The organism is Microbispora sp. H10836 (assembly GCF_012999525.1).
Classification (GTDB): Bacteria; Actinomycetota; Actinomycetes; order Streptosporangiales; family Streptosporangiaceae; genus Microbispora.
The window spans coordinates 1-13991 of sequence record NZ_JABBWU010000023.1 but is presented as its reverse complement, the minus strand read 5'-3'; the positions used below and the strand labels follow the sequence as shown (position 1 = coordinate 13991).

Below are 13991 nucleotides of genomic sequence, written 5' to 3'. Positions count from 1 at the left end.
ATGTCGATCGGACTGACCGACGAGCAGCGCGACCTGCGCGACGCCGTACGCGCCTTCGCCACGCGGCACGTCACGTCCGCCGTGGTGCGCGGCGCGGTGGACGCCGCGCACGAGGAGCTGCCGAAGTTCTGGCCGCTGCTGGCCGAGCAGGGCCTGCTCGGGCTGCACCTGCCCGAGGAGGCCGGCGGCGCGGGCTCCGGGCTGCTCGAACTCGCCGTCGTGCTGGAGGAGCTGGGCCGGGCGATGGTCCCCGGGCCGTTCCTGCCCACGGTTCTCGCCGGCGCGGTGCTGCACCGCGCCGGGCACGGCGCCCTGCTGGAAGGCCTGGCGAGCGGCACGACGGTCGGCGCGGTCGGCCTGCGCCCGGGCGGGCTCACGCTCACCCGCGGTGCGGACGGGAGCGGTACGGTCTCCGGCGTGTCCGAACCGGTCCTCGGCGGCCACGTCGCCGACGTGTTCGTGCTGCCCGCGGCCGACGGGACCCGCACGGCCTGGGTCGTGCTGCCGCGCGAGGCGGTCGAGACGACCGAGGACCTGCCAGGTCACGACCTCACCCGCCGCCCGTCGCGGGTCCGGGCGGACGGCGTCGCCGTGCCGGCGGCCGACGTGCTGGACGGCCTCGCCGACGGCGCGGTGCTCGACCTGGCCGCCGCGCTGTTCGCGGCCGAGGCGTCCGGCCTGGCCGACTGGGCGACGGTCACCGCCGCCGAGTACGCCAAGGTGCGCCACCAGTTCGGCCGTCCGATCGGCCAGTTCCAGGGCGTCAAGCACCGCTGCGCCCGCATGCTGACCCGGGCCGAGCAGGCCAGGGTGTGCGCCTGGGACGCGGCGCGGGCCCTCGACGAGGCCGGCGCTCACGGTGAGGCGTCGCTCGCGGCGGCGGTCGCGGGGGCGACCAGCCCGGAGGCGGCCTTCTCCGTCACCAAGGACTGCATCCAGACGCTGGGCGGCATCGGCTTCACCTGGGAGCACGACGCCGGTCTGTACCTGCGCCGGGCGCAGACGCTGCGCATCACGCTCGGATCGGGCTCGTGGTGGCGCCGCAGGGTGGCCCGGCTCACGCTGGACGGCGTGCGCCGCGAGCTCGGCGTCGAGCTGCCGCCGGAGGCCGAGCGGATCCGCGCGGAGGTGCGCGCGGAGCTGCGGCCCGCGCTCGACCTCGCCGGCCGGGACCGGCTGAGGTACCTGGCCGAGCACGGCTACACCGCGCCGCACCTGCCCGCGCCCTGGGGCAAGGGCGCCGACGCGGTCACGCAGCTCGTCGTCGCCGAGGAGATGCGGGCCGGTGGCCTCCGCGCCGCCGAGATGGTCATCGGCGCCTGGGTGGTGCCGACCCTGATCGCGCACGGCAGCCCCGAGCAGCAGGGACGGTTCCTGCCGCCGACGCTGCGCGGCGACCTGGTGTGGTGCCAGCTGTTCAGCGAGCCCGGCGCGGGCTCCGACCTGGCCGCGCTGAGCACCCGCGCCGAGAAGGTCGAGGGCGGCTGGAAGATCAACGGCCAGAAGGTCTGGACGTCGATGGCCCGCGAGGCGCAGTGGGGCATCCTGCTCGCCCGCACCGACCCGGACGCCCCCAAGCACAAGGGCCTGTCGTACTTCCTCCTCGACATGTCCAGTCCCGGCATCGACATCCGGCCGCTGCGCGAGCTGACCGGCGAGGCGCTGTTCAACGAGGTCTTCCTCGACGACGTGTTCGTCCCCGACGACATGATCGTGGCGCGGCCCGGGGACGGCTGGAAGCTGGCCCGTACGACGCTGGCCAACGAACGGGTGTCGTTGTCGCACGACTCTTCCCTCGGCAGCGGCGGCGAGGCGCTGCTCGACATCGCCGCGGCACGCCCGGACGAGATGGACGACGAGCGGCTGACCCGGCTCGGCGGCATCCTCTGCGACGCCCAGTCCGGCGCCCTGTTCGCGCTGCGGACCACGCTGCGGTCGCTGACCGGGCAGCAGCCCGGCGCGGAGTCCAGCGTCGCCAAGCTGATCGGCGTCGAGCACGTCCAGGAGGTCTGGGAGACCGCCATGGACTGGATCGGCCCGGAGTCGCTGACCGGCGAGGGCATGGACCGGTGGTCCGACCCCACGCTGCGCTTCCTCAGCTCCCGCTGCATGTCCATCGCAGGGGGCACCACCGACGTGCAGCTCAACATCATCGGGGAGCGCCTGCTCGGCCTGCCCCGCGACCCGGAGGTGAAGTCATGAGCAGGGCGTTCGTCGCGGGCGTCGGCATGACGAAGTTCGAGAAGATCGAGACCCGCGACTGGGAGTACCCGGACATGGTGGCCGAGGCGGTCGGCGCGGCGCTCGCTGACGCCGGGATCGGCTACGACGCCGTGCGGCGCGCCGCGGTCGGATACGTGTTCGCGCCCTCCACCGCCGGGCAGCGCGCCCTGTACGACGTGGGCCTGACCGGCATCCCGATCGTCAACGTCAACAACAACTGCGCCACCGGCTCGACCGCGCTGATGCTGGCACGGGAGTGGGTCCAGGCCGGCCTCGTGGACGTGGCGCTCGCCGTCGGCTTCGAGAAGATGACGAAGGAGGCGCTCAACCCGCCGGGCGGCATGCCCAAGGTCACGATCGTGGACCGGCACCTCGCCGTGCCGGCCGCGGGCCGCGGCTGGGCGAACGCGCCGATGACCGCCCAGTTCTTCGGCAACGCCGCCCGCGAGCACATGGAGCGGTACGGCACGACGGCCGAGCAGATCGCCGCGGTCGCGGTGAAGAACCACCGGCACTCGGTGAACAACCCGTACGCGCAGTTCCGCGACGAGTACACGCTCGAGCAGGTTCTCGCGGACAAGTCCATCCACGCGCCGCTGACCCGGTCGCAGTGCTCGCCCACCTCCGACGGCGCCGCGGCCGCCGTCGTCGTGAGCGAGCGGTACGCCCGGGAGCACGGGCTCACCGGCCGCGCCGTCGAGATCGTCGCCCAGGCCCTCACCACCGACACCGCCGAGGCGTTCGCGGGCGGCTCGGACATCGCCCTCGTCGGCCCCGCCATGACCCGTGCCGCCAAGGACCGGGTGTTCGCCGAGGCCGGGCTGGGCATCGAGGACGTGGACGTGATCGAGCTGCACGACTGCTTCTCGATCAACGAGATCCTCACGTACGAGGGCCTCGGCATGTGTCCCGAGGGCGAGGGCGGCAAGCTCGCCGAGTCGGGCGCGACCACGTACGGCGGGCGCTGGGTTGTCAATCCCTCCGGCGGCCTGATCTCCAAGGGACACCCGCTGGGCGCCACCGGACTCGCGCAGTGCGCCGAGCTGACCTGGCAGCTGCGCGGCGAGGCCGGTCCGCGCCAGGTCGAGGGCGCGCGGGTCGGGCTGCAGCACAACCTGGGTCTCGGCGGCGCCTGTGTCGTGACCCTCTACCGCGGCCCTGCCGAAGGCCGTCGAGACGACGAGGAGGGCTGAGACATGCCGATCGACCTCGGCACGGCGCTCGGGGCGCCGCCGGCGACCCGGGAGATCGCCTGGACCGGCAGGGACGTGCTGCTCTATCACCTCAGCCTGGGAGCGGGGGCGGACGCGGCCTCCGATCCCGAGCTGTCCTACACCTACGAGCGCGGGCTGCGCGTGCTGCCCACCTTCGCCATGGTCGCCGGACAGGGCGTCTCCTCCGGCGACCGGCCGCCGGCGGCGATGAGCATGCCCGGGATCGACATCGACCTGCGCAGGATCCTGCACGCCGGGCAGACGCTCACCGTGCACCGGCCGCTGCCCGCCGCCGGGCGGGCCGTCGTGTCCTCCCGCGTCGCGAACGTCTGGGACAAGGGCAAGGCCGCGGTGATCGAGATGGAGCAGTCCGCGACGGACGGCGAGGGCTGCCCGCTGTGGACCACGACCATGCGGATCTGGGCGCGGGGCGAGGGCGGCTTCGGCGGCGAGCCGGGACCGGAGACCCCTTGGGCGGCGCCGGACCGTGCGCCCGACTTCGTGCTCGACTCGCCGACCACCCCCGGGCAGGCGCTGCTGTACCGGCTCAACGGCGACCTCAACCCGCTGCACGCGGACCCCGGGTTCGCGCGGGCGGCCGGCTTCGACCGCCCGATCCTGCACGGCCTCGCGTCGTACGGCATCGTGGCCAAGGCGATCGTGGACGGCGTCCTCGGGGGCGAGGTGACCGGGCTGACCGGGCTGTCGGTACGCTTCGCCGGGGTGCTGTTCCCCGGTGAGACGATCCGGACCAGCGTGTGGCGTGAGGGCGACCGGCTGGTGTTCCGGTCCACCTGCCCGGAGCGCGGCGACGCCGCCGTGCTCACCCACGCGACAGCGGAGATTTCATGACGGAGACGCGGATCGACCGTACCGAGCTGACGGCGACCCCGAACAACGAGGGCGTGGACGCGGCGGTCGCCGCGGCCCGCCGCGTGATCGACGCGCTGCTCCACTCCGGCGACCTGTCGGCGGTCGAGATGACCCAGGTCGCCGAGCAGCTGAACGCCGTGGCCGACCACCTGCAGGCGCACGCCCCCACGGTGGGCGAGCGCATGGTCGACATGTGGCGGGGGGAGGGCGTGACCCGGCACGACCCGGTGACAGGGCCGGAGAACGCGATCGCCCCGCCGCTGCGCCTGTACGGCAAGGACGACGGCTCGATCGAGGGCACGGTCGTGCTGGGCATGCCGTACCAGGGACCTCCCGGGTGCGTGCACGGCGGCGTGTCGGCGCTGCTGCTCGACCACACGCTGGGCGTCGCGAACGCCTGGGCGGGGACCTCGGGAATGACGGGCACGCTGACGCTGCGCTACCACCGGGTCACCCCGCTGTTCGAGCCGCTGACGGTCACCGGGCGGCAGACCTCGGTGGACGGGCGCAAGATCCACACCACGGGGTCGATCAGCGCGGGCGGGCAGGTGTGCGTCAGCGCAGAGGGCCTGTTCATCGACAAGCAGCTCGACCGGCCCCGCTGATCACGCCGATCGAGGAAACGCTCTCTCGAACGGCTTCGGCTTCTCGCGGCGATAGACAGGCGTCAGAAGGTATTGACGAGCGGTCAGTTAACAGTAAAGTTACTTTTCTGAGAGCGCTCTCATGGCTTGTCTTCGCACCCCCCAGAGGAGCCGAGAGATGCACATGTCGTTGCGGCGATGGCGGCGAGCCCTACTCGCCGTCGTCCTGCTGACCCAGGTAGTGGTCCTCGCCGCCGGGCAGCGGGCGGCGGACGCCGCCGTCACGCGGTTGCCATTCACGATCACCAACAACTCCGGCCGGGGCGACGCGACGTACGTCTACGTCGTCGCGCGCAACTCGGCCACCGGTCAGCAGGGATACGTGGACGCCGCGGGAACGTGGCGCGCGTACTCCTTCCCCTCGTCGATCCCCAACGGGCCGGTCCCCGCGCCGGACATCGCGATCCCCGGGCCGGGAAACGGCGCCAGCACGACCATCACGCTGCCGCCGAACCTGTCCGGCGGCCGCGTCTACCTGTCCATGGGCGCGAAGCTGCGGTTCTTCCTGACCACGAACGGACTGGTCGAGCCCGCGCCCTGGGTCGACAGCGACCCGAACGCCGGCATCCTCTACGACTGGACCGAGTTCGCCCGGACCAGCAACGGCGGCACGGGCATCTTCATCAACTCGACCACGGTCGACATGTTCAGCATCCCGGTGACGGTCAGCGTCACCGACGCCTCGGGCGGCACCCAGACGCAGGGCATCGCCGGCAACCGCACCGGCATACTCAACGCGTTCGCCGGCCTGGGGTCGCCGTGGTCGGCCCTGACGACGACGAGGGCCTCCGACGGTCTCCCGCTGCGCGTGCTCGCGCCCGTGCACGCCATCGCCAAGGGCCTGTTCCCCTCGACGTACCTCGACTCCTACGTGAACGGGGTCTGGTCCTACTACGCGACGCGTCCGCTGACCGTGCAGACGTCGCTGGGCACCTTCACCGGCACCACCAGCGGCACGAACTGGACGTTCAGGAACGCGTCCGGCGCCGTCATCGGCACGCTCACCAGACCGGCCACGAGCGACGTCTTCGCGTGCTCCGGCGGCATGCAACCGCCGAACCAGCCCGACCAGGCGGCCATCCTCGCGGTCGGCGCGCGGGTGTGCGCCGCGCTCAACCGCGCGACGCTCTCGACGGCCGGCCGGGTCATGTACGACACCCAGCCGACGACGGACGCGACGAGGTTCTACGGGCAGTCCGCGTCGAACCTGTTCAGCAAGACGATCCACGCCAACTCGCTGAACGGCCTGGCCTACGGCTTCTCCTACGACGACGTCGGCGGGTTCGCCCCGACGATCGACCAGCCCAACCCGTCGTCGGCCGGGATGACGATCGGGAGATTCGGCGGGGGCACGGGCGGCCCGGGCGGCGCGAACATCATCGGCCCCGGCGGCAAGTGCGTCGACGTGGCGGGCGACGACACGGGCGGCAACGGCACGGCGGTGCAGCTGTGGGACTGCCAGTCCTACGCGAAGGACCAGTTCTGGACCTGGAGCGGGCAGACGCTGCGCACCCTCGGCCGCTGCCTCGACGTGCGGTCGGGCGGCACCGCCAACGGCACTCCGCTGCAGCTTTACGACTGCAACAACACCGGTGCCCAGAACTGGGTGCGGCTGTCCGACGGGTCGATCCAGAACCCGCAGTCGGGCCGGTGCGTCGACTCGCCCGGCGGCGCGACCGGCAACGGCACCCGCCTGCAGATCTACGACTGCAACGGCACCGCGGCACAGCGCTTCGTCATGCGGTGAGACAGCAGAGTGACAGACCGGCCCGGCGGCGCGCCCTCGCACCGCCGGGCCGGTCGCCCGTCCCGCGGCTCAGGAGCCGGCGATGCCGAGCTCGCGCTTGACCTCCTGACGGAGCACCTTGCCGGTGGCGTTGCGAGGCAGCGCCTCGGTCGTGATCCGCCACCGCGACGGCACCTTGAAGTAGGCGAGCCGGTCCCGCAGATACGCCCGCAGGTCGTCCTCGCCCACGTCCCGCCCGGCCGCCGTGACGACCACGGCCACGACCTCCTGGCCGAGGTCGGAGTGCGGGGCGCCGAGCACGACGCACTCCACCACCGCCGGGTGCTCGGCCAGCGCGTTCTCGATCTCGGCGGGGTAGACGTTCTCCCCGCCCCGGATGATCAGGTCGGAGCGGCGGGTGCTCAGGCGCAGCCGCCCGTCCTCGATCACCCCGATGTCGCCGGTGTGCAGCCACCGGTCCTCCCGGATGGCCTGCGCGGTCGCCTCCGGGTCACGCCAGTAGCCGAGCATGTTGAACGGGCTGCGGACGCAGACCTCGCCCTCCTCGCCCTCCGGCAGCGCCTTGCCCTCGGGGTCGCGGATCTCCAGCCGTACGGTCGCGATCGGACGGCCCAGCGTGCCGGGCGCCTCCTGCAGGTCCATCGGGGTGGCGACGGCGATCGCGGTGGACGACTCGGTCAGGCCGTAGCTGTCCACCAGGGACTGCCGGGCGACCGGGAACGCCTGGCGCAGCCGCTCCTTGAACGCGGGGGAGGACGGCGCCGAGGCCAGCGCGAAGGCGGTCAGCGAGGACAGGTCGTAGCCCGACAGGTCGCCGTGCTCGATCAGCCGGTTGGCCATCGTCGGCACCGCGCCCCAGTTGGTGACCCGCTCCCGCTCGATGAGCCGCAGCACCCGGTCGACGTCGAACGCGCCCAGGTGCATCACGACGGCGCTGCCGGTCGCGAGGCGGGGCACCGCGAGATTGTGCAGGCTCGCGATGTGGAACAACGGCAGCGCCAGCAGGTAGCGCCGGTCCGCGGGGTCCGTGGGGTCGCCGAACGCCTTACCGAGGGCGTCGTTCATCCGGTGGTACTCGACGACGGACGTGAGGTTGCGGTGCGTGTGGACCGCGCCCTTGGGACGGCCCGAGGTGCCGCTCGTGTAGATGATGACCGCCGGGTCGTCCTCGGCGGCGGCGTGCGGGGACAGCGGGGCGCCCGCGTACCGCTCGACGAGCCGGGGGAGGTCCTCCTCCAGGGTCAGGACCGTCGTCCCCGCCGGGGCGAGCGCGGCCCGCTTGGCATCGGCGATGAGCACCTTCGGCTCGGTGTGGCCGAGGGCGTACTCGACCTCCCCGCGTGACCACCACGCGTTGTACGCGACCGCGATGGCCCCGGCGGCCACCGCCGCCCAGAACGAGACGATCCAGCCCGGGTGGTTGGCCGCGTTGATCGCGACCCGGTCGCCGGGGCGCACGCCGTGCTCCTCGCGCAGCGCGGCGGCGAGCGCGGCCACCCGGCGCGCGTGCTCGGCGAAGCTCAGCCGCTCGTCCGCCGTCACGACGTAGTCGCGGTCGCCGTACGCCGCGGAGGCGGTGAGCACCTCGCCGAGATCGCGGTGCCGGTTCTTGAAGACCGTCATGCGCGTGCCGAGGACCTCCTCCTCGGCGAGCTCGAACACCCCGCCGGGACCGGTGAGGCCGGCCATCACCGCCGCCGCCGCGAGCCTCGGATCTGTCGACATGCCTATCAGTTCCCCTTCACGCCGGGATGCACCGCGAGCCGGAGTCAGTCCGTGGCGAGAATTGTGAGCATAGGCCGGGCGCGGCACGCCGGGACTCCCGGTCACCGGGACGGGTGGACGGCCGTCGCCGTCCGGCGTGCCGCTCACTGAGACGCCGAGTGACCGGCTGGATGCTCGCGTTGATCTTCTAGAAGCCCGCAGCCGCCATGGTGTGCGCGACGGCCTTCACCATGCTGGGGAAGGTCTCCGAAGCCCGGGCGACGTTGATGGGCTTCGCGATGGTCGTCATGCCGATCCTGGCGCTGCCCGCGTTGCCGAAGTTCTTCACCTGGGCGAGCGGCAGCGTCAGCGAGGCGGCCTCGGACGGTGGTCTGCTCGGTACGGCCGTGGGGGGGAGCGGTCGCGGTCGCGCCTTCCGCGGGGGCCGGTCCGGTTCCGGTGGTTTCGGCGGCGGCGACGGCGGGGGGCGAGCGCGGTCGAGCACGCCCGGTTCATGTCCTCGGCGATGCCGCCCCCGACCGGTGCAGGCCCTTCCTCCGCAGCGGCCGCCGCGTCCGGCGGGTCCGGGGCGTCGGCTGCGAAGGCCGGCGCCGCCGCGGGTCCTGCCGCAGGCGCGGCGGGGGCGGGTCATCACGGGGCTGGCCACCGGTGCGAAGAAGGCCGGCGACACCGTCTCCTCCTCGATGGATCCTCCGCGGCAGGTCGGAGCCCCGCCGGAGCGAGCCATCAGCGGGACGGCGCTCCGGCCTCGGCCGTTGGACTCGACAACAGTCCGGCCGGGCTCTGCTCCTTGTCCTCGGTGTCGTCTCGGCGTCAGTGACGAAGCCGCCGCCCGGCACGCCTACATCCGCCCACACCTGCATGCGGCGGCCTCGACGTCCGTGACACCATGACGGGGTGATCTCCGCTGATGAGCTCGTTGGCCGGCGGCTTGAACAGGTGACGCTGTCGTTGCACGAGCACTCGAGCGCTGACGAGCCCTCGCTGGTGCACATGTGGCTTCACGTGAGCGGCCTGGGCTCCGTCCGCTTCCACACAGCGCCGGACGATTCGGTCGAACTGGCCCTCGATCAACCACACGGCGACTACGACATGGACGAGTGCGGCCGGGTCGTCGTCGCCTCCGCCCCGCAGGCCTTCCCGATGAGCGGCTTCCTCGGCCAATCGATCCGAGCGGTGAGGCACATCGTGGATCGACACCTCGACGCGGAGATCGGGCTTGTGCTGGAGTTCGATCACGGCCGGGTGAGCGTCCCTGGCGGACGAGTTGGTCGTCACCGATCGCGGTCTGCCGGACGAGACCGGGCTCAGTAGTCGTTGCCACGGTGATCACACCGGTCGGCGGGAAACCACGGCTTGACCGCGGTCCTTCAGCCGGGATCTATCGGCCGATCTGCCTGGCTCCGCCTAAGGATGCCTAGCCGCACAGAACCCGATGCCCCCGCTATGCCGGCCGGCGTCCGTCAGAGTGACGCCGTCCCCCGTCGCCCGGGCCCTGGCTAGAGTTTGTACCTGATCTTGTAGCGGAAGGCGGAGGGTTCGCGATTGGCCGGCCAGAATCGGGGACGCCCCGGGTGGATGCACGTCGGGCCCCTGGAGGAGCGGCTGACACGCGGCTGGAGTCCGGACACCTTCCCCGACGCCGAGCTGCTCCTCGCCGTGATGACGCTGGCCGCAGTGCCTCACGCCCTCGCGGTCCACCTGGCGGCCCACCTCACCGGGGGCGTCTACCTGGGCTACGGCTCGGTGCCGGACCTGCCCGGGTTCGAGTCCCTGCGAAGCCTGCGACTGCCCGTCCAGGACGCCTCATGGGACCTGACTCCGGGGGTCTACGATCCCAACACCCGGCGCATCGGGATCGGTACCGTCCCGTCGACGAGTGTCAGCGTGTGCGGCCACGAGTTGGGTCATGCCTGCGATCACATGGACGGATACCCCTCACGCGAGGAGTTCTGGCAGCACGTGCAGGACAGCTGCCGAGACCGCCTGATACGGCCCTACCGGGAAGATGCCGGCGAGTTGTTCGCCGAGGCCTTCGCGTGCACGCTCATCAGGAAGGTCACCCGCCTGATCCGGCTTTTCGGCGGGGACGAGGCGTCGGCCGAACGCGCCTATCACTGGCTGTCGGGTCGCTACGGCATCGGATGACGGCGCTCGGGGAAGGCCTGTGATGGTAGGCGGGCAAACGTTGCGGTTATGCTGGCGGAGCGGCCATGGTAACGGCTGTTCGAACGGAGAGGCGCGGCGATGAGCGTGATAATGCTGCCCGGCGGTGTGCTCCGCGTGCCGACCGCGACCACTCTGCCTAACGGCACCAAAGTCGACGGCACCCGCGAGGTCCGCCCGGACGACCCGGAATACCCGCAATGGCTGCCCTACGCCCAGCGGGAATCTGAGCTGTGGCAGGGAGACGAGGCTGAGCAGGACCAGCGCATCCTGGCACGTTGGCGGCGCCGCGAAAGCGCCTGAACCCGTTGGGGCCGGTGGTGCGGCGCTGAGCGCAAGCTGAGCGGTACTTCGCGCACACGGCCTGTCGTGCAGGGTGTCAGCAGCGTGCTGGCCCAAATCGCATTCGACCGGCGTGGTGAGGGTGTCGGGCAGCAGGGCGCCGCGCGGGATTTCACTTGCGCCGCGAGTCGCCAGAGCCGGCGGCCGGCGCCATATCGAAAAGATCACCTACCGGCAAAGTCCCATCAGACGAAGATCGGATCCACTACGCTCTGCGCGTCTGAAACTGGGAGGATTCGGGATGCCCCTCATCTACGGCGGGTTCGGTCTGGTTCTGCTCGCCTTATGGATCTTCTGCCTGTTCGACGTGATCGTCGCGGCGGAGGAGGACTGCCGGAACCTGCCCAAAGGGTTGTGGATCCTGATCGTCTTGTTCCTCCCCGAGGTCGGGTCGATCCTGTGGCTGGTCGCAGGCCGGCCGCAGACCGTGACGCGGCCCGGCGGGCTGCCGTACAAGGGCAACACCGGGCGCTTCCCCGAGTACGACCGGCCGGGCCGGTTCGTCCCCTCCAACCCGGACGACGACGAGGAGTTCCTCCGCCGCTGCCGGGAGCGGGCCGAGGAGCAGCGCCGCGCCCACCGCGAACAGCAGCGTCGGGCGGAGAAGAACCAGGACCAGTAGTGGCGGGCTGTGGTGCGAGCCCGATCCGGCCCAACGTCAGCGAGGTGAAGCCGGGCACGGACCGGTTGCCGGGCAGCGCGAGGACGTCCGCGGAGATCTCGAAAGCACGGTCGCGCGCCTCGGGGAGAGGCTGCAGCGCGGCTTCCGGCAGGTGGTCGCCCGACTTGATGTCCGGCGCGACGGCAGCGGTGAGCTGGACGCCGTAGAAGCCGGAAGTCAGGTGGCGGGTCAGGTCCCGGTCCAAGTCCGGGTCACGCTTCTGCCGAGACGACGCGGCTGTACGCGGAACAGAGGAACGAGCTCATCGAACAGGCCGGGGGCCGGGCGTCGTCCAGCGTTTCGGCGAAGACCTCGCTGGTCGTCGCGGGAGAGACCGCGGGGTCCAGCGGGCGGAGCCCGAATCCCTCGTCGTGCGAATCGTGTCCCCGGAGGAGTTCGCCGAGATGGTCGCGCAGCTGTTGTAGGTGACGCTGCTCGTCCGCGTGTAACCACATCACTCAGGCGAGTGGACCTAATTGTTGCTGGCCAGGTTGTTGACGGGGCCAGCGAGCAGGGAGGTCAAAGTTTTCGAGCCCAATGTTCTAGTTGGGCGGCGATCTGGGGTTCCGAGGCGAGGTTTTCGTAACCGGAGTTCCCGAGTCGCACGATGACTGTATCCGTGCTCGGATCGGCGACCATCACTTCTCCGTGGTAACCGAGTGCAGCGTATGCAGGCTGAGGCGTGTCGTGCAGGATCCAGAAACCGTTTCCGTAGCCCATGGGAATGCGGCCGTAGCGGGGCGGGGCACCTGTAGCGTCCGAGACCACCGGTGTGTTGAGCGCAGCCGCGCTGCGGCGTGCGAAGTCGCTGTTCGGTTCGTCGAGGAGAAGCTGGCCGATTCGGGCGATGTCGGGGGCGGATGCGACGAATCCGCTCTCGTGCCAGGGGAAGCCGTGGCTGTCGACGAGCCACCATGCTGGGTTCTGAGCGCCGATCCCTGACCACAGGGCTTCTGCGCCCGGCCCGGTCATGAGGTTCCCGGTTGCGCGCTGGTATGCGATGCCGAGCAGGTTGGGCGCCCAGTCGTTGTATGTGAAGAGGCCAGGCTCGGAGGTGATGCGAGGGTCGTTGATGCTGGCGGTCCTCAGGTCGCTGGCGTAGTAGACGCGTGGGGCGTCCTGGTTGAACCATGGGAACCTGGCGACCACTTGAAAATCGATCCCGGATCGCATGTCCACCAAATCGCTGAGGGTGATCCGCGCGAACCGGGCGTCTCGTTCGTTGAGTTCTGGAACCCACTTCGTGATCGGGTCATCCCAGGCCATCTTCCCTGCCTCAGCAGCCCTCGATAGCAACAGTGCGCTGATCGTCTTGCTGATCGAGAACACGGGCCGTGGTTCGTCGAGCCCGTGGCCCGGGGCAGACCACTGGCATATGAGCTGTCCATGTCGGACTACTACGAGCTGGGTTGCGCCGCCTGGAATCAAGACATCATCGAGGCTCGCGCCGGCCACCCGTCGCACGTCGTCGCATTGATCTGAACCCACCCAGGGCTTCGGATCATCCGCAGGGAGAATCGCGTGCTGCTTCCAGCGGATGTCGTCTGTGCTGGACTCGCCATGGCGGATGACCCGCCATGCGAAGGCAGTGTCTCCGCCGGAAAGGACGACCACCGCCGTCACCGCGACCATCACAGCAGCGGAGAGGGAGAGCAGGCAGATTCTTGCTGTTCGCTTCACGCCATAACTATATGCCATATAGTTATGGCGGAGGAGGTTCCCGATGCCACGTCACTCACGGTTCACACGCGACGACGTGATAGCCGGCGCGCTCTCGATCGCCGACGAACAAGGTCTCGGTGCGGTAACGATGGCTGCGGTCGCCGGACGAGTCGGCGTCACGCCGATGGCGCTCTACCGGCACGTCGACGATAAGGAGCACCTGCTCGATCTCCTGGTCGAAGCCGTGTTGAGTGAGCTCTCGGACCCCGGCAGTCGTCTCTCCGGATGGCCACTGCTCGAGGCGCTTGCTCATGGGCTACGCGCGGCCGCGGAACGGCACCCGCATGTGTTTCCTCTGCTCCTGCAGCGGCCCGCGATCACAAGTGGCAGTCTGCTTCTGCGCGCGCGGATCCGTGGCGCGCTGCTCGACTGTGGTGTTTCGGCTGAAGACCTGGATCGTGGTGAACGTCTCGTCTCTACGGTCGCCCTCGGATTCCTGGCAAGCGAGGCCGGCGGCCGGTTCCACGACGTACCGCCCGACCAGCGTGACATCGACTTTGAAATCCTGCTCGAACTCGTGCGTCAGGGCCTGCCTGCGCTGAACGGCGAGCAATAGTCAAGATCTGTGGATGAGTTGTTGTCGCCTCGCCTGGTGTGGCTACTGGGGGTCGTCGGTCTGCCAGGGGTAGAGAAGCTGCTCGGGGCGCAGCTGCCATGCTTGGAGCGTCGTGGTC

The 13991-nt window shown here is 70.6% G+C and carries 14 protein-coding genes; 10 read left to right on the top strand and 4 right to left on the bottom strand.

The features are described 5' to 3' along the window. The 5 genes from HHX30_RS32560 to HHX30_RS32540 all read left to right on the top strand — a co-directional run bounded on the left by HHX30_RS32560 (position 1) and on the right by HHX30_RS32540 (position 6701). Positions 1-2202 carry an acyl-CoA dehydrogenase gene (locus HHX30_RS32560; protein WP_169986869.1) on the top strand — a complete coding sequence of 734 codons (2202 nt, stop codon included), beginning with the start codon at positions 1-3 and terminating at the stop codon, positions 2200-2202. Further along, positions 2199-3416, top strand: a complete 1218-nt coding sequence (locus HHX30_RS32555) for a lipid-transfer protein (protein ID WP_169986867.1) — start codon at positions 2199-2201, stop codon at positions 3414-3416. The genes HHX30_RS32560 and HHX30_RS32555 overlap by 4 nt, the downstream gene beginning before the upstream one ends. A gap of 3 nt (positions 3417-3419) precedes the next feature. Next, a complete protein-coding gene (locus tag HHX30_RS32550) occupies positions 3420-4289 on the top strand; it encodes a MaoC/PaaZ C-terminal domain-containing protein (RefSeq protein WP_169986866.1) in 870 nt (289 codons plus the stop codon). Further along, positions 4286-4915 carry a PaaI family thioesterase gene (locus HHX30_RS32545; protein ID WP_169986864.1) on the top strand — a complete coding sequence of 210 codons (630 nt, stop codon included), beginning with the start codon at positions 4286-4288 and terminating at the stop codon, positions 4913-4915. The genes HHX30_RS32550 and HHX30_RS32545 overlap by 4 nt, the downstream gene beginning before the upstream one ends. Positions 4916-5072: 157 nt before the next feature. Beyond that, positions 5073-6701 carry a beta-1,3-glucanase family protein gene (locus HHX30_RS32540; RefSeq protein WP_169986862.1) on the top strand — a complete coding sequence of 543 codons (1629 nt, stop codon included), beginning with the start codon at positions 5073-5075 and terminating at the stop codon, positions 6699-6701. Positions 6702-6770: 69 nt separating this feature from the next. On the opposite strand, the gene HHX30_RS32535 is transcribed toward HHX30_RS32540, so the two are convergent. Together HHX30_RS32535 and HHX30_RS32530 are read right to left on the bottom strand one after the other, a co-directional pair. Next, positions 6771-8426 (bottom strand): class I adenylate-forming enzyme family protein, encoded by a 1656-nt coding sequence (locus HHX30_RS32535; protein ID WP_211592920.1) that lies wholly within the window; start codon positions 8424-8426, stop codon positions 6771-6773. Positions 8427-8613: 187 nt separating this feature from the next. Continuing rightward, on the bottom strand, positions 8614-8910 hold the full coding sequence (locus tag HHX30_RS32530) for a hypothetical protein (RefSeq protein ID WP_169986860.1): 297 nt from the start codon (positions 8908-8910) through the stop codon (positions 8614-8616). 413 nt (positions 8911-9323) lie between these two features. Here HHX30_RS32530 and HHX30_RS32525 point away from each other — a divergent pair, with 413 nt between their 5' ends. The 4 genes from HHX30_RS32525 (at position 9324) to HHX30_RS32510 (ending at position 11556) form a co-directional block, all read left to right on the top strand. Next, entirely contained in the window at positions 9324-9740 is a 417-nt protein-coding gene (locus tag HHX30_RS32525; RefSeq protein WP_169986858.1) for a hypothetical protein, read from the top strand. Between the two features lie 264 nt (positions 9741-10004). After that, positions 10005-10574, top strand: a complete 570-nt coding sequence (locus HHX30_RS32520; protein ID WP_169986856.1) for a hypothetical protein — start codon at positions 10005-10007, stop codon at positions 10572-10574. Positions 10575-10673: 99 nt separating this feature from the next. Continuing rightward, complete coding sequence (locus HHX30_RS32515; RefSeq protein WP_169986855.1) at positions 10674-10895, top strand: hypothetical protein; 222 nt, start codon at positions 10674-10676, stop codon at positions 10893-10895. 280 nt (positions 10896-11175) lie between these two features. Beyond that, complete coding sequence (locus tag HHX30_RS32510) at positions 11176-11556, top strand: PLDc N-terminal domain-containing protein (RefSeq protein WP_169986853.1); 381 nt, start codon at positions 11176-11178, stop codon at positions 11554-11556. Between the two features lie 251 nt (positions 11557-11807). Here HHX30_RS32510 and HHX30_RS32505 read toward each other — a convergent pair whose 3' ends face one another. After that, a complete protein-coding gene (locus tag HHX30_RS32505) occupies positions 11808-12053 on the bottom strand; it encodes a hypothetical protein (protein ID WP_169986851.1) in 246 nt (81 codons plus the stop codon). 61 nt (positions 12054-12114) lie between these two features. Continuing rightward, positions 12115-13275: a serine hydrolase gene (locus HHX30_RS32500; RefSeq protein WP_169986849.1), complete on the bottom strand. Its 1161-nt coding sequence runs from the start codon at positions 13273-13275 to the stop codon at positions 12115-12117. 43 nt (positions 13276-13318) lie between these two features. On the opposite strand from HHX30_RS32500, the gene HHX30_RS32495 reads away from it, so the two are divergent. Continuing rightward, the gene (locus HHX30_RS32495) at positions 13319-13873 is read left to right on the top strand and encodes a TetR/AcrR family transcriptional regulator (RefSeq protein WP_169986847.1); all 555 of its coding nucleotides are present in this window, start codon (positions 13319-13321) and stop codon (positions 13871-13873) included. Positions 13874-13991: the final 118 nt, after the last annotated feature.